This window comes from Pedobacter sp. GQ55, from assembly GCF_059758925.1.
Genome location: NZ_JCAXEI010000006.1, coordinates 294,233 through 317,016, shown reverse-complemented (window position 1 = coordinate 317,016; position 22,784 = coordinate 294,233). Strand labels below are relative to the sequence as shown.

The window sequence follows — 22,784 nt, the reverse complement described above, 5'->3', positions numbered from 1 at the left end:
CAATTTAATTGTTAATTTTTTGGGGTAAAACAGCCGTTAAGATTTTCTTAACGGCTGTTTTGTTTAGTGTAAGTCTGCCGGAACTTCAACATTCTTTTTGAATTTTTGAAGATACAACAGCGGAATTGAACATAAAAGTATCAGCCCGGCCACCCAATATGCATCGCTATAAGTGAGCAGTAATGACTGTTTTGTAACCGTGCCTTCGATGGCTTTTACAGCCAAAGATTTTGCATCTAAATAGTTATATCCCTTGGCCATAAAATTCTTTATAAAGCCATTAAAACGATCGGTAAATGCAGGGTTATATTCGTTAATATTTACAAGTAAATTGTTGCGGTGAAAACCCTGGCGAACATGTATCAAAGTAGTTAATGCAGCGATACCAAATGAACCACCAAGTTGTCTCATCATGTTGTTCAAACCAGAGCCTTGTCCAATCTCAGCACCTTTAAGATCCTGAATGGCTAAAGTCGTTAACGGAACAAACAATAAAGCCATACCAACGCCTCTTATCATCAAAGGAAGAAAGAAATCGTTGGTTCCTGATTGCAGGGTAGATTTACTGAGCATAGAACAAAATACGAAGAAGAGAAACATCCCGATGGTTGCCATAAACTGAGCCGGGATGCCTTTTTTAAGGAAAATCCCAATAAAGGGCATCATTACGATGGTACATAAACCACCCGGAAACAGCAATTCTCCCGTTTGCAGAGGCGAAAAGCCCAGTAAATTCTGGCAAAATACAGGGAACACGAAAACGGATCCGTATAGTCCGAAACCCAGGATAAACGAGGTAACCATACCCACAGAAAAGCTTCTGTGGCGCATAATCTTAAAGTTCACAATAGGGTGGTCGGTAGTTAACTCCCTCCAAATGAACAGCAATAAGCCTAGGGCAGATGTAACTGCAAGTGCTGTAATATAAGGGGTGGCAAACCAGTCTTCGCTTTCGCCTTTTTCCAATACAGTCTGTAAACTTCCAACTGCAATTGCAAGTAATGCAATGCCCCACCAATCTACAGGCATCCCTTTTCCATCCTTAGGCGTCTCCCGAACAAACATATAGGTACAATAGGCTGCCAGGATACCGACGGGAATGTTTACATAAAAAATCAACGGCCATGAACTGATCTCTAGCAAATAACCACCAATTGTTGGCCCTACAGTAGGCCCTACAACTGCGCCCAGTCCAAACAAAGCTGTGGCAATACCAACGTCCTCTCGTGGCCAGGTTTCAATTAATATCGCCTGAGCGGTAGAAATTAAGCCCCCACCGGCAAGTCCCTGCAATATGCGAAATAGGATCAGCTCTTCGAGGTTGGTTGCATTTCCACAAAGGAAAGATGCGATAGTAAAAAGTATGATAGAGAACAGGAAATAGTTTTTTCGGCCAAAACGACTACCCAGCCATCCAGACATGGGGAGTACGATTACGTTGGCTACGGCGTAGCCGGTAGATAACCAGGCAACATCCTCGAGGGTGGCACCAAGGTTACCTTGTATTTGGGGTATAGCAACGTTTACAATAGTGGTATCAATCAGCTCCAGTAATGAAGCCGTGATCACTGTAAAGGTTATTATCCACTTTTTTAAACCTTTCTCGGCCATTTTTAGTCTTTTATGGAAACAGAAACCTTAACACTCATACCAGGGCGTAATTTTGCCATGATCTCTTTAGGTGCTTTAGTGATTTTTATTTTTACGGGTACACGTTGTACTACTTTTACAAAGTTACCTGTAGCATTGTCAGGAGGTAACAAAGAGCCTTTTGCGCCAGTAATAGGCGCAAAATTATAAACCTCACCCTGGACATCAGCATCAGGATAAGCGTCAACCTCTACCTTAACTTTCAGTCCAGGATTGATTTCTTCAAGTTGGGTTTCTTTAAAGTTTGCCGTAACGTAAATGCTGTTTTCATTTACAACAGAAAACAAAGACTGGCCGGCTTGTACCAGCTGTCCTTTTTGAACATTCTTTTTAGAAACAATTCCTGTTGCCGGGGCTTTAATGTCTGTATATGACAGCTGTAATTTAGCAAAATCAACTTCCGACTGCTGCTGGCTAACGCCGGTATTGCTTACCGCTAACTGCGACTGAGTAGTGCCAACCTGCTTAACTGCTGCGGTATATTGATCTTTAGCGGCAGTAAATGCAGCCTGGGCCGATTCTTTTTGCGCCTTAGCCTGGTCAAATTGCTGTTGGGTAATAGAGCCATCTTTAATCAGGTTTGCATAGCGATCGTAATCTTTTTGCGCTAAAGCTAATTTAACTCTTGCCTCCTCAATATTAGCCCTTGCGGTACTTGTATTGGCAGCAGTAGCCGCAATTTGCGATTCAGAAACACCTACACCAGCACTGGCGCCTTTTTGTCCTGCCATGGCCTGCTCAAGCTTTACTTTGTAATCACTATCATCAAGCTTAACCAGAACATCGCCTTCTTTTACAGGAGTGTTTTCTTCAAATTTAATTTCTTTTACATATCCTCCAACACGTGCAACAACAGGGCTAATGTCTCCGTCAATCTGTGCGTCATCCGTATCTACGTGTTTGCTATAGTAAATATACTCTTTGGTGCCAAATATGGCTCCAATTACAATTAATACCCCTAATATGATTGGTATAACTTTGTTTTTCTTTTTCTTTTCAGTTGTCATTGCTGTAATTTGTTATGGTAGTTATTGGGCGATTTTTCCTGTGGATTTTAATAGCGTGTAGTAGGCAAGTCCGGCATCTGCTTTAGCTAATTCTAGATTGATTTTTGCCTGGTAAAGCAATGTTTCTGCATCGATACGGTCGATGGCAGAGGCAACATTGTTTTTGTATTTCGAAGCCAGTAAGTTGTCGTTTTCTGTGGCCTGAGCAATAGAAGTTTCAAGCACTTTTATTTTACTTAAAGTCAGCTGATAATCCTGATAATTTTTGTTGATCTCAGTTTTCACCTGATCAGATAAAATATCTTTTTGGATGCCTACATTTTTCTGTTGGATCCTGGCCTCGGTTACTTTGTTTTTATTGGTCCATAAGCTCCCTATATTCCAAGAAATATTGGCTCCAAACGTCATTGGTACAATGTATTGGTTGGTTGGAGGGATAAATTTGCCACTTGGATTAATGTAATACAAGTTTGCACCAACACCAACTGTAGGTATTGTATTTGCCTGAATAGATTTGATGTTAATATCGGCAACCTTATTCTGCAAATCTGCCTGCTTTAGTTCCTGACGGTTAGATAGGGCCAAATCGATATAGGAGGTTAATGGCGAAACTGGTTTTAAAGCATTGTCTGGATCAGCAATTTCTATATCCGTGTTTTCATCCAGGCCCAATAAAATATCCAGGTTGTAGTTAATTACCTTCCTGTTGTTTTCAATCTCCATTTCGGTTAGCGATACATTGGCCTGTTGTAATTGAAACCTTAAAACATCGTTTTTCGTTACTATTCCCTGCTCAAAAAAGCGCTGCGATTGCTTTAATTGTCCGGCAATAGATTCCAGATTCTGGGCAACCACTTTTTTGCTTTGTAAAACTTTATATAACGAGTAGTAAGTGTTTATTACCGCGTAGCTAACTTCTTCTTTGTTTTTATCAGCATCCAGACGGGCAACATCAGTAAGCAATTTTGTTGATGCTTCGGCATACTTCAATTTGCCTCCCCCATATACTAATTGTTCCACTGCGGCAGTACCTATAAATGCATCTGCCCTGTTAGGCAAATTAATTGGATCTGCCCCACCTATGCTTAATTTATTAGTGGGAATCTCGGCATGGTTGTATAAAAATGAAGCACTGGCGGTAGGCAGTGCATTGTCTTTAACTGATGCGAGTTTAGAAACAGCTTCATCAATTTTACTTTGTGATAGTTTTAAATTCTTGCTGTTACTTATGCCTAACTCAATCGCTTCCTGCAGGCTTAGCTTTTTTATGTTTTGGGCATATAGCATTCCAGGGAGCAGAAAAGCGACAAGGCTTAGTTTAATTGTGTTGCGTATCATTGTTGGGGTGTTAGATAAATAGTGATGAGATCCTTTAAATGGATAATTAAACGATCTGTGATGATTTTTCGGTCTTCTTTGTTGTTGATGTCTAGCGTAGTTCCTGATGTTATTTTAGAAGGGGAGATGGCTACATAGCTTATGGTTCCCATTATAGTGGCGATAAGCATTTTTACATCCACTTTTCTGAAGCTTCCGTCTTCAATTCCATCTTCAATAATGTGTTGTATAACCAAAAGGTTTTCGGCCATTGCATTTTTGATCGTGATAAACATTTCAGGTCTTTGAGATAAAGACAGTTCTCTATGCATCATTTTATGAAAAGTGTGATTGCAAAGTATGCGTGTGGCATAACCATCAACCACTTTTAACAGTTTTTCCATTCCCGACAGGCGGTCTTTGCTAATGCTGTTCAATTCATCTTTGAATCCCTGTATCCGGCTATTCATCATTTCAACGAATACGCCTTCTTTTGACCCAAAATAATAGTTAATCATAGCCATATTTGCGCCGGCCTCTTTCGCAATCTGACGGGTTGAGGCTCCTTCATATCCTAATTCAGCAAACAGCTTTGAAGCTGCTTCCAGAATACTCGATCTCTTATCTACTTTTTCCATGGAATCAAATTGTGAGGCAAAATTAATCAATCGATTGATTAATTTGTGTCTAATTTTATAGAGACAATATTTGTTGACTTTGGGTTGACAAAAGTCAGCGTTTACCATCGGTGATGGTCTCTTTTCCCGTCATCTCGAGGATTGTACTAGGAGGAAGGTCGTGGCCAAGAGGCTAAAAGGATTTGGCCAAAAAAAAGCCTGCTCATATTTTAGCAGGCTCTTGAAACGGTCTTATTTAACTTAACTGCCCTGTTGATCGAGCCATTTTTTCTCTACAACATAAGATACAATTAGTCCCAGACCTCCAAAAATGAAGATTGACCCGAAATAAACTGCTACAGCTTCTTCATCATCTATTCCTGTTTGCAGCACGCAAAATAGTGCGGTTAGTATGCCCAGCCCTAAACCAACCATTAGCAATCCAAATTTTAAACTCAAAAAAGGAGTAGGGGCACTTTGTCTTGATCGGGCAATTCCCGGGTCTATTCCACGCTCTATCATTGCCATTTTTTCTTTATTAGACATGTATCTTATGCCAAATACCATTGCTGTTGTACAAACAAAAAGCGATATAAATACTAATTCTGGTCCCATGTTATTCTACTTTATATTTTAAATGTTCTGTTGTTTTGAATCTGTGTGTTATGACTACATCAAAATATTTCAGGTTACACAGATTTAAAAAAAATGTTTGTTCCTGTTATTTTATCTTTATCTAAATTTTGAAATACATTGGATGAGCTTATAAAAAAAATAAACAGCATTTATCCTCTAAAGCCAGATAGCCTTAAGCTTTTGCTCGATGAAATGCGTAGGATAGAGTTGCCCAAAAACAAGGTTTTAGTTGAAGCGGGACAAATAGGCCGCTCGGCTTACTTTATCAAGAAAGGCATTGCCCGTGCTTATTGTGAGGGAAAGGATAACCAAATTACCTTTTGGTTTGGTTTGGAAGGCGATTTTGTGTTTTCCTATAACAGCTACATAAATGGGCAACCGGGCTACGAGAACATAGAATTATTAGAGAACAGTATTCTTTATGAAATTAAAGATGAAGTGTTACAACGCCTTTTTTTAGGAAATATAGACCTTGCAAACTGGGGCAGGAAATTGGCAGAGCTTGAGCTGATTAAGCTCGAAGAACGCTATATATCCAGATTATTTAAATCGGCGTCAGAATGTTATGCCGAATTGCTAAAAAACTCACCCAATTTAATCCAAAGAATCCAGCTGGGATACATCGCTTCATATCTTGGCGTTACCCAGGTTACGCTTAGCCGGATCCGTGCAGAAATAAAATAGCAAACTCATTTTTTAACATTTGTAAAAAAATGGCCTGTTAATTCGCCCTAATTTTGCAGAAAAAAAATTATGAGCTGGATTATTTTAATAATTGCCGGATTGTTTGAGGTGGGATTTACCACCTGTTTAAAGCTATCCAATAACTTTACCAACTTTAAATGGAGTTTGGCCTTTGCTGTTTGTATTTCGTTAAGTTTTTACTTCTTAAATAAAGCCACCCAAACTTTACCAATGGGAACGGCATACGCTGTATGGACCGGTATAGGAGCGGTAGGAACTGTAATTGTTGGGATATTATATTTTCAGGAGCCTGCTAATTTCTGGCGCATCTTTTTTATTGCAACATTAATTGGCTCAATTCTGGGGTTAAAATTCTTTGCTGGCGGGCATTAGTTTTAGGGGGCTTCGGTTATAATATGGCGCCCACTGCTGCCCTCTGTCAGTCCTGTCGACGAAAGGAGAGATGACGAGCGCTTTAAATGAACACTTCGCAGGTGCTTTAAAATACCTCATCATGCTGAACTCCAAGAAGCTGCGAACCAAATAAATTAGTATGAGGAAACATTTGTTGTAACCAGCGGGCATGACCCGACGTCATAGCTGTATATGCAGCAACAGCAAACAGATCAAGACTTAATTGCAGAAGTCCTGATGGGTAATACCTCCGCTTATTCGGAATTGGTAAAACGCCATCAGCGCTTTGTATTTACGCTTGCTGTGCGTTTTGCTAAAAATAGGGAAGATGCAGAAGAAATAGCCCAAGATTGCTTTGTAAAGGCATACAAGGCCTTAGGTACATTTAAGCAAACGTCTAAATTTTCGACATGGTTGTATACCATTACTTATACTACGGCGATGTCTTTTTTGCGCAAAAAAAGAATTGATACGCAGTCGATACACGGAAATGAAAACGAACTGGAGCTAGAGGGGCATAAATCTGATTTGAGTGATAACCTGGCCGAAAGAAAATCGACAAACAGATACCTTGATGAGGCAATTTCTACGCTGCCTAATGATGATATCGCGATAGTTACGTTGTTTTATAAGGGCGAACAAAGTTTAGAGGAAATTGCGACAGCACTAAATATGCCGGCAAATACAGTTAAAATCAGGCTGCACAGAGCAAGGGCGCGACTAAAGGAACGGTTAGAATTTTTATTAAAAGACGAGGTAAAGGAACTGTTATGGAACTAAAAGACGAAGAATTAACCAGGTTACTGAAAGGCATGGAGATGGAAGAGCCGTCGATGTCTTTTACTCGAAATGTTATGGAGCAGATTAAGCTTGAAAAGCAACCTGTAGCATTAAAAACACGGGTAGATAATCGAATTATTTACGGCATAGCGGCCATTTTTGGGGCATTCATTGCCGGCGTTTTTATATATGCAATAGCCAATAGCACTGTTACATACGAATTGCCTAAACTTAAAATCGACCTCACTGGAGCGGTTAACAAAACCTTAACTCCCGGGTTTTTAACTGCTTTCCTGTTTATAGATGTTGTTATAGCATTAATCTATTTCGACAGTATCCTGAGAAGAAAAAGGGCCAAAGGCCTTCAGTAAAACTATTTTATCTCAATTGGAAGCTCAACAAAGGTCTTATCCCAGGCAATAATTAAATTGGCGCCCTTTTCCTGCGGTGTAAAAGTAATACACAGCGATTCAATCGTGTTGGTTAAGCCTTTTGCAGGTACATCAGTCCTTAACACGTCTTTTTCCTGGTTATAGGTAAGGCCCCATTTATCCGTCTGTTTATTGATGATAAGTGTCCAGTTATCTTTATTTGGAATGGCAAATAAGCTATAAGAACCAGCTTTTATCTTCTTGCCGGCAATAACTACGGGCTTATAGAATTTAATTTCTGTTGACTCATTTGCGCCTACACGCCATACTTTGCCAAATTGCTCAAGCACACCAAAAATTTCCCGTCCTTTTTTTGAGGGGCGAGAATAGATAACCTTGATCAGCGGCTTAGAATCGTCTTTTGCTTTCGCAACACTTAAAGGGAAATAAGCAATGTCGGCAGGGCTCGAATCAATAGCCGGGAATTTTACATCCTGCGCCATTGTATTGCCGGCAAATATTGCAAACAGAGCAAAAAGCATTATTTTCTTCATAGGGAGAAAGTGTAGTAAAGAAAACGGTAGTTTAATATTCGCGGCCTTTAACGATTCCGTTTAAGAAAATGGCACCAAAAATAAAGCCGACGATACCGCCAAGAATTGCATACCCAAAACTTCCGGTAATAATAAAGGCAGTTAAAATTCCAAAAAACATACCTAAAATGTAGTAAACCCAGTCAAAACTGTTGTTGTTTTCTTGTTCAGTCATTGTTAAAATACTTAGGCCGCAAAGATATTGATTTATTTTATCTGTGTATAATTTATCTGTGATTGGTTAGATAATACAAATTACAAATGGTTTGGATCTCAGAATAGAATTACGGAGGAGTGTAAAATTAAGGCTTATTGATGATTGCTACAGTAAGCCTGCTTACACAATTCATTTTGCCTTTGTCGCTATAAATCCTGATTTCCCATACGTGGGTTTTTGCACCAATATGCAGGGCCTTGCAAATCCCTGTTACGAGTCCGCTTTTTACCGGACGTAAGTGATTTGCATTTATCTCTAACCCCACGGCCACATACTTTTCCGGATCAATACACATATAGGAGGCAACGCTGCCCAGGGTTTCAGCCAGCACAACAGAAGCCCCGCCATGTAAAATTCCTGCAGGTTGGTGTGTGCGCTCATCAACCGGCATGGTTGCGGTTAAAAAGTCTTCACCCACTTCGGTGAACTGTATATCCAAAAAGCCTCCCATGTGATTTTTTGGCTGGTTATTTAGCTTTGCCGGGGAAAATTCTGTAAACCAGATCATAAGTACCTTTCTTTAATAATACCAACATGATGCATAATATGGCCCGCCATCACAAACAGGATTGCTCTTACCGTGATTTGTCTTTCAGAAGCAGTTCCACTTCTGTTAAGCTCTTTTTCTGTAAGCGATTTAATTAAGTAAAGATTAGACCTACGTAAATGCGCAAATTCTTCAGAAAGGCTCAATAAGCTTCTATCTGAAAAATGAGCGTTTGCAACATAGTCATCTTCTTCAAAACCGGGAAGTGCATGTTGTTCTCCGCGGGCAAAGCACATTAGCCGATATACAAATACGCGCTCAGCATCAATAATATGGCCAATCAATTCTTTGATGGTCCATTTTCCGGGCGCATAGGCATAATCTGCTTTTTCTATTAACGAGTTCACAAAATCTGGAAATTCAGTAGCTTGTTTTTCCAGTAATTCAATTACATCTTCGCCTACGAGCTTAATATATGTTTCAGCCCAGGCGGGGTACTCATGTGTTTGAGGTCGGTTCATAAGTTATACTGCTTTTTAAAACGATACGAAATGTTGTGCCTTTGCCAAGTTCTGATTCTTTAACGAATATTTGTCCACTATGATAGTTCTCGATAATACGTTTGGTTAGAGATAGCCCTAAGCCCCATCCCCGTTTCCGGGTGGTATAGCCGGGTTGGAAAACTGCATCAAATTTAGATCTTGCAATTCCTTTTCCGGTATCGGTTACATCAATAAAGACCTCTTCTTTGGTCAGATTTTCAATGATATTTATGGTAATTGTGCCTTCGTTTTCGATGGCATTGGCAGCATTTTTAAGTAAATTTTCTATTACCCAATCAAATAATGGAACGTTCAATAATGCCCGTACCTGCTCATCGCCGCTAATGGTAAAGATGATCTTGTCAGATGTGCGCAATTTAAAATATTCTACAAAATTATAGATAACAGTGTATACCACATGGTCCTCTACTACTGGTTTAGAGCCTATTTTTGAAAAACGGTCAGTAATTACTTCGAGACGTTTAATGTCGTTTTCCATTTCGGCAATGAGCGGGTCGTCTTCAGCATCGAATCTCGATTTTATCAGCTCAACCCAGGCCATGAGAGACGATATAGGGGTGCCCAGCTGATGTGCGGTTTCCTTAGCCATACCTACCCATACCTGATCTTGCTCTGCCTTACGAGCAGAACTGAAAGCGACATATGCTGTAAGCAAGAAGAGGGCAATTACACCTAATTGTATATAAGGAAAGTAGCGAAGTTGTGTTAGGGTAGGCGAATCTTTATAGAAAATCCACCACCGGGTGCCATCCAGCCCGGTAATTGGAGTGGGTGGATGCTGTTTTTTCATCGTTCTTAATTCACGTGCGAAATAGGAAGGATCGTAGGTTACGTTTGCCTTTTTTTCGAGATCGTAATTTGTTTTAGTCGAATCCAGCCCCTGAAAACTAAGGATTTCCATCTTTGTAGAATCCGTCATGATAACCGGAAGCTTTGTATTGGTTCTGATGAGTTCTATCAAACTGGTGTAGCGATCATCATCGTACATAACCAGTGACTGCTCTGTGACTTTTACATAAAGCTGAAGTTGTAATTGTTCCTCCCGCTCCATTTTTTTAACAAAGAAGTCGCTATAAAACACAGATGCTGCTCCAATAATAATGGCAAAGAACAGCAAAAAGAACTTCCATCGTCGTTTTTTCTCGTAAGGATTCATAGATTATGAAAAAGGCAAATTACAAAAATATATCTTTGTAGTGTTATTATGGAAAAGAAAGTAAGAGTAAGATTTGCCCCTAGTCCGACAGGAGGGCTGCATTTAGGTGGTGTACGTACCGCTTTGTTTAATTATCTGTTTGCTAAAAAACACAACGGGACGTTTGTTTTGCGTGTTGAAGATACCGATCAGACGCGTTTTGTTGAAGGAGCAGAAGAATACATTGTTTCTTGTTTGGAATGGTGTGGAATGTCGCCCGACGAGAGCCCACAAAAAGGTGGAGAATTTGGTCCCTATCGTCAAAGTGAGCGAAAAGCAACCTACAAACAGTATGCAGATCAGTTAATTGCTGATGGTTATGCTTATTATGCTTTTGATACCCCGGAAGAACTGGATGCAAAACGTAAGGAGATTCCTAATTTTACTTACGGATTAACTACACGCGAAGGAATGCGCAATTCACTTACGCTTAGCGAAAATGAAGTAACGGAACTTTTAGCCAATAACACTCCGCATGTTGTGCGTATTAAAATGCCTAAAGATGAATTGATTTCTTTTACAGATCTGATTAGGGGGCATGTAAGTTTTGATACAAATTTAGTTGACGATAAAGTTTTATTAAAGGCCGATGGGATGCCTACTTATCACTTAGCTGTTGTGGCGGATGATAAGGCAATGGAGATCAGTCATATCTTTAGAGGCGAAGAATGGCTCCCGTCTGCTCCAATACATATTTTATTGTGGCGCTACCTGGGATGGGAAGATATAATGCCTCAATGGATTCATTTGCCATTGATATTAAAACCAGATGGGAATGGCAAACTAAGTAAGCGCGATGGAGACAGGTTAGGTTTCCCGGTTTATGCACAAAACTGGACTGATCCCAAAACTGGTGATTTAACCAAAGGGTTTAAAGAACTTGGGTTTATGCCCGAAGCTTTTGTGAATTTATTGGCCATGTTGGGTTGGAATGATGGTACAGATCAGGAATTGTTTTCTTTAGCGGAATTAATTGATAAGTTCTCGGTTGAGCGTATAAGCAAGGCCGGAGCAAAATTTGATTTCGAAAAAGCCAAATGGTATAATCATGAATGGATTAAAAATGCTGATGCCCAAAAATTGTTACCAACAGTAAAAGCTGCATTTGCGGATCAAGGGATTGTACTTGAAGACGATGCTTACTTGCTGAAAGTGATTAATTTGATTAAAGACAGATGTAATTTGTTGAGTGACTTTGTTACTCAGGCTACTTACTTTTTTGTTGCCCCTGCTGAATATGACCTGGCTGCGGTAAAACCAAAGTGGACGGTAGAAAAAGCGGCATTTTTTGATGCTTTTGCTTTATTGGTTACAGACAATACTACTGCCTTAGAGTTAGAAGAGAAATTTAAAGAATTAGCAGGAGCGCATCAATTTAAACCAGGGGAGCTAATGCTGCCGTTTAGAATAATGCTTGTTGGCGGCAAATTCGGTCCCGGAGTATTTGATATAGCCCTTGCTTTAGGTGCAGCGGAAACTGTACAGAGAATAAAGAATGCATTAACTGTGTTTAGCTAATTATTTTGTAATTTGGTATGACAATTGTCTCGGATTCTTGTCTTATCAAATTAAAAAATAATTATATGCAGTGGTTCGGAAAAGGAAGTGGTAATATCGACGATAGAAGGGGTATGAGTGGCGGCACCATTGGTGGTGGCGTTGGTATTATCATTGTAGTTTTAGGTCTTCTCTTCGGAAAAGATTTAACAGGTCTGGTAAGTCAGTTGCCTGTAAATAATGTTACACAATCTGAGGGCAAACAAGGAGACCCGACTGATGCAGAAGGTAAGTTTGTGGATGGCGTTCTTGAGTCGACAAACCAAGTCTGGGAGCAGCAATTTCAAAGCCTGGGACAGGAATACGAGAAGCCAAGAATGGTATTGTTTACCAATATGGTACAGTCGGCCTGTGGAAATGCAAGTTCGGCGGTTGGACCGTTCTATTGCCCGGGAGATCATAAAGTATATATTGACCTGTCCTTTTATCAGGATTTAAAAGATCGATTTGGCGCCGCGGGTGATTTTGCACAAGCCTATGTAATTGCTCACGAGGTAGGCCATCACGTTCAGAATTTATTGGGCATCTCTGATAAATTGCAGCGAGCCAGAGGTCAGGTAAGTGAGGTTGAGTACAACCGGTTGTCTGTTAAACTGGAATTACAGGCAGATTTTCTTGCCGGCTTGTGGGCACACCATGCTCAAAACTTAAAAGACTTTAAATTAGAGGAGGGAGATATTGACGAAGCTTTAAACGCAGCGAATGCAATAGGTGATGATAAATTGCAGAAACAAGCTCAGGGAGAGGTTGTTCCGGATGCATTTACTCATGGTACATCTGCGCAAAGAATGTATTGGTTTAAAAAAGGGTTTGAGACTGGAGATATTAATCAAGGGGATACGTTTAGTTCAAAACAACTATAAATAAGCCTGTGGTTTTGCAATTTTTTTGATATATATATAAGTTTAAACGCTTAATATTCTCCAGAGTTGTATAACTTTAGAACAAAACTATTATACAAATTATTTTTGCTAATGCTATTTAGAAGCTTATTCCCCTTTAATAATGATATTGATTGTAGATGATACGCCAGAGAACCTTATCTCTTTAAAAAGGGTTCTTGAAAGGCATAATTTTGAAGTTGATACTGCGTCCTCAGGTGAAGAAGCTTTAAAAAAAGTTCTTAAGAATGAATATGTCCTGATTATTTTGGATGTGCAAATGCCTGGGATGGATGGCTTTGAGGTAGCAGAGGCTATTTCTGGCTACAGTAAGGCCAAAGAAACGGCTATAATATTTTTATCTGCTGTAAATAAAGAACTAAAATTTATTACCAGGGGTTATTCTTCTGGCGGGCTCGATTATATTACCAAGCCCGTTGATATGGATATTTTGCTTTTAAAGGTAAAAACGTTTTACCGCATCTATGAACAAAGCAGGAAGCTGATTGAAATTCAAAACGCATTGCTGGATGAAATAGAATATAGAAAGCAGGCCGAGCGTAAAAAGGATGAATTTATCAGTATCGCCAGTCATGAATTAAAAACGCCTTTAACAAGTGTTAAAGGGTACATGCAATTGCTTGGAAGAAGCGTAGAAAAGGGAGACATCCCAACGGTTAAAAAACATCTTGAGAAAGCACAAGTACAGTTAGAAAAGCTTCATGAACTGATTGCCGACTTATTAGATATATCAAAAATCGAAAGTGGGAAGCTTAAGTTTAACAAAAAAGATTTTGCAATTGATGATCTACTGGATAGTGTAATCGACATTATACGGCAGGCTAATCCTGAGTTTAACATCATTAGGAAAGGAAAAGTGGGCATTGAAGTCTATGCCGATGAAATGAGGATTGAACAGGTAATTATTAATTTTTTAACCAATGCCATTAAATACTCTCCAGGAACGAATGAAATTCACATTCATGTCGATGTAATTGCTGATAAGATTTACGTGGGAGTAAGGGATTTTGGGATCGGGATTGCCCCGGACCAGCAAAAATCTGTGTTCGATAAATTTTATAGAGTTGAAGAAACCTCTATACACTTTCAAGGACTGGGTATTGGGCTGTTCATCTCTGCCGAAATTATAAAACGACATGGTGGAGAAGTTGGGGTTAAAAGTACGCTTGGCGAGGGGTCTGAATTTTATTTCATTTTACCTGTAAATTCGGGCACCGAAACGGATTAAAAGACAATAATTTATGAAAGAAAAATCTTTAAGAAATAATCTACGAATTGGCTTAGGACTATCGCTATTGATCCTTTTTATTTCATCACTTGCTTCCTTTATTAGTATAAAGAACCTGATTCAAAACGCAGATCTGGTTTCGCATAGCAATGAGGTTATGACGAATCTTGATGGTGTAATATCGACATTAAAAGATGCCGAAACAGGGCAAAGAGGATACTTGTTGACTGGTGATAAGGTTTTTTTAGAGCCGTATAACGGTGCAAGGCAATCTGCAATTGATCTTTTAAGCAAGATAGGCTCAGATACGAAAGACTATCCTTTTCAGCAGCAAAATGTGAAGGAGTTACAGGGGATTATTGAGGGGCGATTAGATATTATTGATAAAACCATTGAATTAAAAAGTAAAGGCGAAAGCGTAAGTACTGTCCAACTACTCGACGGAAAGGTTTACATGGATAAGTCGAGAGCCGTTATCAAGAGGATGCAGGCTGAAGAAAAGAGATTGCTTGACGAGCGGACTGCTAATATGAATAAAATGGCGGGCTATACTCCAATTTTAATTCTTATAGCTGCTTTTTTTGCCATTTTAATTACCGTGATTTTCTACAAAAGAGTTTCCTCAGATTTTAATACCAGAAGGCAATTGCAAAAAGAGCTGGAGGAAAAGAATGAGGAGATAGACAATAGGATTGAGGTTATTCAAGGGATTGCTGCTCAAATTTCTAATGGCGATTACCAGATCCGTATGAACGCCGAACAAAAAGATGGCCTGGGTAGTTTAGCGGGGTCATTAAACTCAATGGCCGAATCACTTCAGTATTCGTTTGCCCTTTTGGCAGATAAAGAATGGCTCCAATCGGGCATCGCTTCTCTTAACGATAAAATGGTTGGAGAAAAAAGTATAGAGGAACTTGCTAATGATATTCTTGAGAACATTATTGATCATACTAATAGCGCCGTTGCAGCTTTTTACCTGGCAGGAGATGATTCGGAATTATATCTTGCAGGAAGCTATTCGCTGATAACAGACAGCGAAAAGAACAGGCTGAGGGCGGGAGAGGGTGTTGCCGGGCAAGTATTTAAATTGGGGAAACAAATTTTAATCAATGATATCCCCGAAGGCGAAATGACCATTAGCTATGCTACAGGCACCACCAAACCACGAAATATTGTTGCTTTTCCTGTGATTAGGCATAATGAGACTATTGGGGTAATGGAGCTTGGCTCATTGGGCACATACACACCCCTGCAACTGGAGTTCTTTAACAGTATTTCGCATAACATCGGTATTGCAATTCATGTAGCCCAGAACCGCAAGAAATTACAACATCTTTTAGAGGAAACCCAGGCTCAGGCCGAAGAGTTGCAGGCTCAGCATAGTGAATTGGAAGGACTTAATGCCGAATTGGAAGCCCAGACACAAAAAATACAAACTTCCGAGGAAGAGCTGAGGGTGCAACAGGAGGAATTATTACAAAGTAATCAGGAACTTGAGGAAAGAACCAGCTTATTGGAAGAAAAAAATCAACTCATACAGGAGCGAAATCTGGATATACAACAGAAAGCAGAGCAATTGGAGCAAAGTACCAAGTATAAATCTGAGTTCCTTGCTAATATGTCGCACGAGTTGCGCACGCCTTTAAACTCAATATTACTGTTGTCTAAGCTAATGTCGGAGAATAAAGAGCTCGATAAGGAATATGTGGAGTATGCGGACGTGATTCAGAGCTCAGGACAAGGATTGTTGGGGCTCATTGATGAAATACTGGACCTCTCTAAAATAGAGGCAGGGAAAATGAAACTGGAGTTCGATGATATTAGTGTTAATGAGGTAGTAACTGATATGCGGTCTTTATTTGAGCCGTTGGCAAAGAATAAAGGGCTTGAGTTGGTTCTTGATGTGGAGGAGCGCGCGGGTATCATTAATACCGATAAAATGCGACTGGAGCAGATTTTAAAGAATTTGCTGTCTAATGCTATCAAATTTACAAATCACGGCAAGGTATCATTAACAGTAAAAAGGGACGAAACAAATAAGTTTACCTTGTTTAAAGTCACGGATACCGGTATTGGTATTCCGGGAGATAAACTCGGGCTTATATTTGAAGCATTTCAACAGGCTGATGGTTCGACCAGAAGAAGGTTTGGGGGCACCGGATTAGGGCTTTCCATAAGCAGGGAATTAGCGAAACTTTTAGGGGGAGAAATTGAGCTTACCAGCAAAGAAAATATAGGTAGCGAGTTTACCTTCTCTTTACCCATAGATAGGTTGACGGCAGTTAAAAAAGAAGAAGTGGAGGAGAAGGATACTTTTGCTCCTGTTGAAAAGCAAAAAGAGGTTGTCCTGGAAAGGTTTACTGTTGACCATATTCCACAAGAGGTTGAGGACGACAGGAACGACATTAAGGATGACGATAAAGTAATTCTAATTGTAGAAGATGATACTGCATTTGCGAAAACCCTTTTGAAATTTACCCGAAAGAGAAATTATAAAGGGATTGTAGCCGTTAGAGGTGATGTTGGAATTGAACTGGCCAATCACTACAAGCCGCTGGCTATTCTATTGGACATTCAACTTCCTGTTAAAGATGGATGGCAAGTAATGGAAGAACTAAAGTCAAATCCTAAAACCCGACATATCCCTGTTCATATTATGTCGTCGCTTGAGGTTAAAAAGGAAAGTTTATTAAAGGGGGCAGTTGATTTTATAAACAAGCCTGTTGCCCTTGAGCACATGGCACAGATATTCCAAAAGCTTGAGGAGGCCTTAACTAAAGGACCCAAAAAGGTGCTTATTGTTGAAGAAAACAAGCAGCATGCCCAAGCTTTAAGCTATTTTTTAAGCAACTATAACATCAACACGCAGGTTGCCAATAATGTTAAGGAAGGGATTGGCGCATTACAGGAAAAAGAAGTGGATTGTGTGATTTTGGATATGGGTATACCAGATAAAAATGCATATGAAACGCTTGAAACCATCAAGAAAAGTGAAGGACTGGAGAATTTGCCTATTATCATCTTTACGGGGAAAAACTTATCTAAGGGTGAAGAGAGTAGAATTAAACAATATGCCGACTCAATTGTGGTTAAGACAGCCCATTCTTATCAAAGGATATTAGATGAGGCCGGACTCTTTTTACACCTTATAGAGGAGAAAGAATCGGATGGAAAGCATAAAAAGCAGGCATCTGATAAGCTTGGAGGTTTATACGAAGTGCTACACAACAAAACAGTTCTGATTGCTGATGATGATGTCAGAAATATATTCTCATTAACAAAAGCGTTGGAACAACATAAAATGAAAGTTTTAGCAGCTACAGATGGCAAAGAAGCATTACAGATGCTTAAAGAGAACCCATTGATAGATATTGTGCTAATGGATATGATGATGCCTGAGATGGACGGATATGAGAGCACTAAAGAGATCAGAAAAATCCCTGCGTATAAACAATTACCGGTTTTGGCTGTTACTGCCAAAGCAATGATGGGGGATAGGGAAAAATGTATCGCCGCAGGGGCATCTGATTACATCTCGAAACCTGTAGATATTGATCAGCTAATCTCGTTATTGCGTGTTTGGCTTTACAACAAAGTGTAACTATATGGCGAAAAAGATTTTGATAATTGATGACGATAACAGGAACATTTTTGCGTTATCGGCTGTTTTAAAAGCAAAAGGCTACCAATGTTTAACCGCAACTGGTGGAGAAGAAGGGATAGACCTGCTTAAAGAGCATAAAGAGATTGCAGTGGTATTGATGGATATGATGATGCCAGGAATGGATGGATATGAAGCGATTGCCAAAATAGATGAAAGTCCTGAAATTAAACATATTCCTGTTATAGCGGTTACCGCTCAGGCTATGGTCGGTGATAGAGAACGTTGTATTAATGCAGGGGCGGCCGGCTATGTCTCTAAACCTATTAATGTTGAAGAGTTAACAAGCTTACTCATAAAATATATTTAATTGGAACGCTCTGTAATTAACGATGATCATGTTGAGATCTTACTCTCAGACCTTCTGGAAAAGTATGGGTATGATTTTACGGGGTATTCCAGAGCGTCCTTAAAGAGAAGAATTATACGGTTGTACAGTTTGGATAGAGCTGTGAGTTTTGCAGAGTTCAGATATAAGATAAATAACGATAGTTTATACTTTAAGCGGTTTGTAGAACAAATTACAGTTAATGTAACGGAAATGTTTAGAGATCCCGCTTTCTTTAAAACATTAAGAGGCGTAGTATTGCCAAAATTGGGTACATACCCATTTATCAGGATTTGGCTAGCGGGCTGCTCAACAGGAGAAGAGGCGTATTCGATCTCAATTATTTTAAAGGAACTTAACCTGCTGCATAAATCTTTAATCTATGCAACAGATTTAAATCCAATTGTGCTGGAAAAGGCTGCACAAGGGATGTTTGGCATGAATAGCATGAAACAATATTCTGAGAACTATATTTTATCAGGAGGTCTAAAGGATTTTTCAAGTTATTATACAGCAAATTATTCGCTGGCAAAATTTGACGACGAGCTAAAAAGCAAGATTATATTTTCTACACATAATCTGGTTTCTGATTACTCCTTTAATGAGTTCCAGCTTATTTTATGTAGAAACGTATTAATCTATTTTGATAGAGAACTACAACAGAAGGTGCTGAACCTTTTTGATGAGAGCCTTGAAGAATTGGGGTATTTAGCACTTGGGACTAAGGAAACGATTAATTTTTCAAACATTTCGGACAAGTATAAACGATTGGATTCAGAGAAGATCTGGAGGAAAATACAATGATAAAACAATGTGAAGCATTTATTATTGGAGGCTCCGCAGGGAGTTTAGATGTGCTTTTAAAAGTACTTCCATTAATTAATGCAGCAATAAAATTTCCAATTGTTATTGTTATCCATCGTAAGCATGGTGCAGATTCTTTATTGCCTGAATTGTTGTCAACCAGAACTAAACTTAAGGTTAAAGAGGTAGATGAGAAAGAGCCGTTAACTGCGGGTACTATTTATATAGCCCCTTCAGATTATCATTTGCTGATAGAGCAGGATCGTTCATTTTCTTTGGATTATTCTGAAAAAATAAACTATTCCAGACCGGCAATTGACGCCACATTTCAAACTGCAGCAGAGGTTTATAAGGATAAATTAGCGTGTCTTTTGCTATCAGGATCGAACGCTGATGGTGTAAATGGGCTAAAAAGTGTTAAGCTTTGGGGCGGGATAACCTTAATTCAGGATCCAAATAGTGCTCAAGTAGCATATATGCCAGCCCAGGCACAAGCTAACGTAAAAATAGATCGTGTTTTAAGCGTAGAAGATATAGCAGAATTCATAAATTTGTTGTCCTAAACTTTGTAGTTAACCATACCCACAAATGGAGAAGAATAAAAGAGTATTTGTATTTGATGATAATGCAGAAATTTTAGAATTATGTACAATTATTCTGGAAGATGCAGGTTACGATATTAAGACATCTTCGACCTCTAATAATATTATAGCTCAGGTGCTGGCTTATATACCTGATATTATTTTTATGGACAATTGGCTGCCCGATGTAGGGGGAATTGACGCTACAAGGGAGCTTAAAGGTCATGAGGCATTGAAAGGTATACCGGTAATTTATTTCTCTGCTAATAACGACGTAAAGGCGCTTGCGGCAGAGGCCGGAGCAGATGGTTATCTGTCTAAGCCGTTTGATATTCAGGAATTGGAGGATATCATTCACAAACACCTTTCTATATAAAAAAACGCCTGCATCAAATTAATAATGCAGGCGCCTTAGTCCTTAGGTTATTTCACACCCAAAACATCTACCCCTTGTTCAAAAATGATATCAACTGGGATTCCCTTTTTGGTTAATTTATCAAGATCGGTTTGAAGCTCTGCCGAAATAACAGCATTTTCTTTTTGAGTTTTTTCTACAGCAGCTTTATCCCCGTTTCCTTGAAGGGTTATAATTAAGCGGCTTAATTTATTCATAGCGGTTTCAAATTTAGCAAAGTCGACCTTGTAGGTTCCGTTTTCATTTCTGATGAAAGCCCCATTTTCTTTAAAGAAATTGAAACATTGCATGTTAGCTTTACCATGTGCACTTGCAGCTCCAAATCTTACTGAGCGAAGTATGCCCGCCATATAGGTGGTGTAAAACTGCTTAATGTCGCCTTCCAATTCTCCCTTTTTAAGTAATCCGGTTACCATGTAAAGCCCTAAAACATCCGCCTTACCTTCTTCAAGCCATGAATATTGCTCTTGTAAAGCTTCTTTAACAAATCCTTTACCTGTAATTGTTTTTTTGATTCCTAAGCCGTGAGCAACCTCGTGAAACATTACGTTGGCAAAGAAAGCATCAAAATTGATATACTGTTGCTGATCTTTGTCGATAAGTTCTTGGGCGATAGGAATTAGAATTTTATCAAACTTGGCTTTCATTGCATTTTTTAGCTGTGAGCGTCTTGTTCCCTTCTTTTGCTGAATAACTTCATCATTCGGAAGATTTACTGCAATTGTTTTTGAGCCAGCATTACAATCACCCGCATAGTAGATCACATCGTAAGCATTTAACTCAGAGTCTGTACCTGGCTTTTCTTTCTTGTATTTAGCATCAACAGGCAGGCCTTGCTGTAACTGAGGAAGCATGCTTACATACTTGGCCAGGCGCTTGCTCCAAACCTTATCTTTTATCAATACATAAGCCTCGTAAGACGCCCGGGCATTGAATAGTTTATCTTCATAATTTTCAATAGGTCCAATAATGATATCAAGGTTATTGGTTTTCATGTCTAACCACGCATAGTCGCTGGCAGTATAGTTATCTGTTACTAACGCATCGGCACGTAGATTCAGGTATTTTTTAAGCCCCGGGTCTTCTGCAAGCAATGCTGCTTGTTTTAAAAGATTTGAAGCTTTTTGTAGTTCTGCAGCAAAAAGAACATGGTAAGGAATTGAATTTAGTTTTCCTGTGCTATCCTTTTTTATAACAGAGTACTGGCCATATTTATCTTTTGCATCAGATTTTTTGAGGTCCTCTTTAGTCATTCCGGCTGGATAAAAGCTTGCTGCATCCGGTTTAGGGCCAATGCCGGCAACAAAGGGTTTGTCGCCATTAAGCCTGTCCCATGGACCATAGTTAATCCAGATGAAAGATTTTGTTTTTTCATCCTTTATCGTGTTTAGTAAACTATCTCTCTGAGGGTAGGCCTGTTTCCAAAATAGCTCATCCATTATTTGAGCAGATTGTATTAATAGCGGAAGTATTTTACGCTCATTAATAGTCAGGTCATTTAGATTGGTGGTTAGTTTTACCTTTTCATAAATATCAATACGCTCATTTACATAACTCTGTAAACTATCGTTTGCTGATGTTTTCTTTTCTGTTTTTTTTGTGTTTTTATCTTGCGGGTTACCACATGAAGCAATTCCTGCAATTATTGAGCATCCAGCAATAAAAAGGCTTGCTTTGCTAATGTTTTTCATAGATGAATATATTAGTACTTTTATGACTACATGGCCTGCATTGGGCAAAGCAGGTTTTGATAGCACAGATTTAATTGCGACTAAAATAGTAAAAAATAGTAATTTCACACTTTCTATCTTTTCATTATGGTATATCAGATCAAATTAAAAAAAGGCTATCCCTACATTTTAGCAATGCTTATACTCGCATCATGCTCTACAGGTAAGTATGCGGCTACAAATAAAGTGTATAAGAAAAAGGCGGGTGAGTTTGCAGAAACAATAAAATCAATGCCGCCGATAGGGCAAGGAGTTGTCCTTTCCGATCCGGCGCTTCAATCCTGGGTTGGGTCTGTGAATTTTGGTATACGAAGACCAAACTTTGTAATTCTTCATCATACTGCTCAGAAATCTTCCGATCAGACAATAAAAACTTTTACCATTGCTAAAACAGAGGTGAGTGCTCATTATGTAGTTGGGAGGGACGGAAAGGTCATTCAGATGGTAAATGACTATTTAAGAGCTAATCATGCAGGTGTGGGCAGATGGGGTAACGATACAGATTTAAACTCGTCTTCTATCGGAATAGAGATTGATAATTCGGGGGCTGAGCCTTATTCTGAGGTGCAGTTACAAAGTCTGATGACTTTGCTGTCTACCTTAAAAAACAGGTATAAAATTCCAACGGCAAATTTTATAGGTCATTCAGATGTGGCACCACGGAGAAAAGTTGATCCTGCTAATTTCCCCTGGAAGAGGTTTGCCGAAAAAGGCTATGGATTATGGTACGACAGCGTGCTTGTAATGCCACCAGATAATTTTGATGCAACTCTTGCCCTAAAGATAATTGGGTATGATGTGAGCAATTTGCCTGCAGCAATTGTGGCGTTTAAGATTCACTTTGTGCAAACAGATGTAACGCCTGAGCTAACCCCGGCAGTTAAATTAATTCTGTTTAACTTATATAGGAAGTATATGTAAGCTGTACAAGAAGAACGTGTAAGGCATTTGTCCTTCTCGATTAAAAGAGAGTGCTCTCCTTTAATCGAGAAGGACGGGCGTAGCTTTGGGCCCCTATGGACATAGCATAGCCAGCATAAGACGCCG

General features: G+C 39.3%; 24 protein-coding genes. 13 read left to right on the top strand and 11 right to left on the bottom strand.

Features of this window, described 5'->3' with window-relative positions; all coding sequences use genetic code 11:
- Nucleotides 1-63: 63 nt before the first annotated feature.
- The 5 genes from AC6CH7_RS17725 to AC6CH7_RS17705 form a co-directional block, all read right to left on the bottom strand.
- Entirely contained in the window at nucleotides 64-1,611 is a 1,548-nt protein-coding gene (locus AC6CH7_RS17725) for a DHA2 family efflux MFS transporter permease subunit (protein WP_498264010.1), read from the bottom strand.
- A 2-nt stretch (nucleotides 1,612-1,613) separates the two neighbouring features.
- Complete coding sequence (locus tag AC6CH7_RS17720) at nucleotides 1,614-2,657, bottom strand: HlyD family secretion protein (protein ID WP_498264009.1); 1,044 nt, start codon at nucleotides 2,655-2,657, stop codon at nucleotides 1,614-1,616.
- A gap of 21 nt (nucleotides 2,658-2,678) precedes the next feature.
- Nucleotides 2,679-3,995 carry a TolC family protein gene (locus AC6CH7_RS17715; protein ID WP_498264008.1) on the bottom strand — a complete coding sequence of 439 codons (1,317 nt, stop codon included), beginning with the start codon at nucleotides 3,993-3,995 and terminating at the stop codon, nucleotides 2,679-2,681.
- Nucleotides 3,992-4,612 (bottom strand): TetR/AcrR family transcriptional regulator, encoded by a 621-nt coding sequence (locus AC6CH7_RS17710; protein WP_498264007.1) that lies wholly within the window; start codon nucleotides 4,610-4,612, stop codon nucleotides 3,992-3,994. Before AC6CH7_RS17710 ends, AC6CH7_RS17715 begins: the two co-directional genes overlap by 4 nt.
- 240 nt (nucleotides 4,613-4,852) lie before the next feature.
- Nucleotides 4,853-5,206: a DUF6249 domain-containing protein gene (locus tag AC6CH7_RS17705; protein WP_498264006.1), complete on the bottom strand. Its 354-nt coding sequence runs from the start codon at nucleotides 5,204-5,206 to the stop codon at nucleotides 4,853-4,855.
- Between the two features lie 138 nt (nucleotides 5,207-5,344).
- Between AC6CH7_RS17705 and AC6CH7_RS17700 the strand changes: the two genes are divergently transcribed.
- The 4 genes from AC6CH7_RS17700 (at nucleotide 5,345) to AC6CH7_RS17685 (ending at nucleotide 7,476) form a co-directional block, all read left to right on the top strand.
- A complete protein-coding gene (locus AC6CH7_RS17700) occupies nucleotides 5,345-5,911 on the top strand; it encodes a Crp/Fnr family transcriptional regulator (protein ID WP_498264005.1) in 567 nt (188 codons plus the stop codon).
- 69 nt (nucleotides 5,912-5,980) lie between these two features.
- Nucleotides 5,981-6,304 carry a DMT family transporter gene (locus tag AC6CH7_RS17695; RefSeq protein WP_498264004.1) on the top strand — a complete coding sequence of 108 codons (324 nt, stop codon included), beginning with the start codon at nucleotides 5,981-5,983 and terminating at the stop codon, nucleotides 6,302-6,304.
- Nucleotides 6,305-6,517: 213 nt separating this feature from the next.
- Nucleotides 6,518-7,105 (top strand): RNA polymerase sigma factor, encoded by a 588-nt coding sequence (locus AC6CH7_RS17690; RefSeq protein ID WP_498264003.1) that lies wholly within the window; start codon nucleotides 6,518-6,520, stop codon nucleotides 7,103-7,105.
- Complete coding sequence (locus AC6CH7_RS17685; protein ID WP_498264002.1) at nucleotides 7,096-7,476, top strand: hypothetical protein; 381 nt, start codon at nucleotides 7,096-7,098, stop codon at nucleotides 7,474-7,476. The genes AC6CH7_RS17690 and AC6CH7_RS17685 overlap by 10 nt, the downstream gene beginning before the upstream one ends.
- A gap of 2 nt (nucleotides 7,477-7,478) precedes the next feature.
- Here AC6CH7_RS17685 and AC6CH7_RS17680 read toward each other — a convergent pair whose 3' ends face one another.
- The 5 genes from AC6CH7_RS17680 to AC6CH7_RS17660 form a co-directional block, all read right to left on the bottom strand.
- Entirely contained in the window at nucleotides 7,479-8,030 is a 552-nt protein-coding gene (locus tag AC6CH7_RS17680; protein WP_498264001.1) for a DUF2911 domain-containing protein, read from the bottom strand.
- 31 nt (nucleotides 8,031-8,061) lie between these two features.
- Nucleotides 8,062-8,244 (bottom strand): hypothetical protein, encoded by a 183-nt coding sequence (locus AC6CH7_RS17675; RefSeq protein ID WP_498264000.1) that lies wholly within the window; start codon nucleotides 8,242-8,244, stop codon nucleotides 8,062-8,064.
- 127 nt (nucleotides 8,245-8,371) lie between these two features.
- Nucleotides 8,372-8,794, bottom strand: coding sequence for a hotdog fold thioesterase (locus AC6CH7_RS17670; RefSeq protein ID WP_498263999.1), 423 nt, complete (start codon nucleotides 8,792-8,794; stop codon nucleotides 8,372-8,374).
- Nucleotides 8,791-9,294 carry a DinB family protein gene (locus tag AC6CH7_RS17665; RefSeq protein WP_498263998.1) on the bottom strand — a complete coding sequence of 168 codons (504 nt, stop codon included), beginning with the start codon at nucleotides 9,292-9,294 and terminating at the stop codon, nucleotides 8,791-8,793. Before AC6CH7_RS17665 ends, AC6CH7_RS17670 begins: the two co-directional genes overlap by 4 nt.
- Nucleotides 9,272-10,492, bottom strand: a complete 1,221-nt coding sequence (locus AC6CH7_RS17660; protein WP_498263997.1) for a sensor histidine kinase — start codon at nucleotides 10,490-10,492, stop codon at nucleotides 9,272-9,274. The genes AC6CH7_RS17665 and AC6CH7_RS17660 overlap by 23 nt, the downstream gene beginning before the upstream one ends.
- Nucleotides 10,493-10,540: 48 nt before the next feature.
- On the opposite strand from AC6CH7_RS17660, the gene gltX reads away from it, so the two are divergent.
- The 8 genes from gltX to AC6CH7_RS17620 all read left to right on the top strand — a co-directional run bounded on the left by gltX (nucleotide 10,541) and on the right by AC6CH7_RS17620 (nucleotide 19,968).
- Nucleotides 10,541-12,049 carry a glutamate--tRNA ligase gene (gene gltX, locus AC6CH7_RS17655; protein WP_498263996.1) on the top strand — a complete coding sequence of 503 codons (1,509 nt, stop codon included), beginning with the start codon at nucleotides 10,541-10,543 and terminating at the stop codon, nucleotides 12,047-12,049.
- 65 nt (nucleotides 12,050-12,114) lie between these two features.
- Nucleotides 12,115-12,951, top strand: coding sequence for a KPN_02809 family neutral zinc metallopeptidase (gene ypfJ, locus AC6CH7_RS17650; protein WP_498263995.1), 837 nt, complete (start codon nucleotides 12,115-12,117; stop codon nucleotides 12,949-12,951).
- Nucleotides 12,952-13,093: 142 nt separating this feature from the next.
- The gene (locus tag AC6CH7_RS17645; RefSeq protein ID WP_498263994.1) at nucleotides 13,094-14,218 is read left to right on the top strand and encodes a hybrid sensor histidine kinase/response regulator; all 1,125 of its coding nucleotides are present in this window, start codon (nucleotides 13,094-13,096) and stop codon (nucleotides 14,216-14,218) included.
- A gap of 13 nt (nucleotides 14,219-14,231) precedes the next feature.
- Complete coding sequence (locus tag AC6CH7_RS17640; RefSeq protein ID WP_498263993.1) at nucleotides 14,232-17,819, top strand: response regulator; 3,588 nt, start codon at nucleotides 14,232-14,234, stop codon at nucleotides 17,817-17,819.
- Between the two features lie 4 nt (nucleotides 17,820-17,823).
- Complete coding sequence (locus AC6CH7_RS17635; protein ID WP_498263992.1) at nucleotides 17,824-18,189, top strand: response regulator; 366 nt, start codon at nucleotides 17,824-17,826, stop codon at nucleotides 18,187-18,189.
- Nucleotides 18,190-19,011, top strand: a complete 822-nt coding sequence (locus AC6CH7_RS17630) for a CheR family methyltransferase (RefSeq protein ID WP_498263991.1) — start codon at nucleotides 18,190-18,192, stop codon at nucleotides 19,009-19,011.
- Nucleotides 19,008-19,574: a chemotaxis protein CheB gene (locus tag AC6CH7_RS17625; protein ID WP_498263990.1), complete on the top strand. Its 567-nt coding sequence runs from the start codon at nucleotides 19,008-19,010 to the stop codon at nucleotides 19,572-19,574. The genes AC6CH7_RS17630 and AC6CH7_RS17625 overlap by 4 nt, the downstream gene beginning before the upstream one ends.
- 25 nt (nucleotides 19,575-19,599) lie before the next feature.
- Nucleotides 19,600-19,968, top strand: coding sequence for a response regulator (locus tag AC6CH7_RS17620; RefSeq protein WP_498263989.1), 369 nt, complete (start codon nucleotides 19,600-19,602; stop codon nucleotides 19,966-19,968).
- Between the two features lie 47 nt (nucleotides 19,969-20,015).
- Here the strand turns inward: AC6CH7_RS17620 and AC6CH7_RS17615 are convergent, their stop codons facing one another.
- Nucleotides 20,016-21,698 carry a DUF8614 domain-containing protein gene (locus tag AC6CH7_RS17615; RefSeq protein ID WP_498263988.1) on the bottom strand — a complete coding sequence of 561 codons (1,683 nt, stop codon included), beginning with the start codon at nucleotides 21,696-21,698 and terminating at the stop codon, nucleotides 20,016-20,018.
- A 126-nt stretch (nucleotides 21,699-21,824) separates the two neighbouring features.
- Here AC6CH7_RS17615 and AC6CH7_RS17610 point away from each other — a divergent pair, with 126 nt between their 5' ends.
- Nucleotides 21,825-22,658, top strand: coding sequence for an N-acetylmuramoyl-L-alanine amidase (locus AC6CH7_RS17610; protein WP_498263987.1), 834 nt, complete (start codon nucleotides 21,825-21,827; stop codon nucleotides 22,656-22,658).
- The last annotated feature ends 126 nt before the right edge of the window (nucleotides 22,659-22,784 follow it).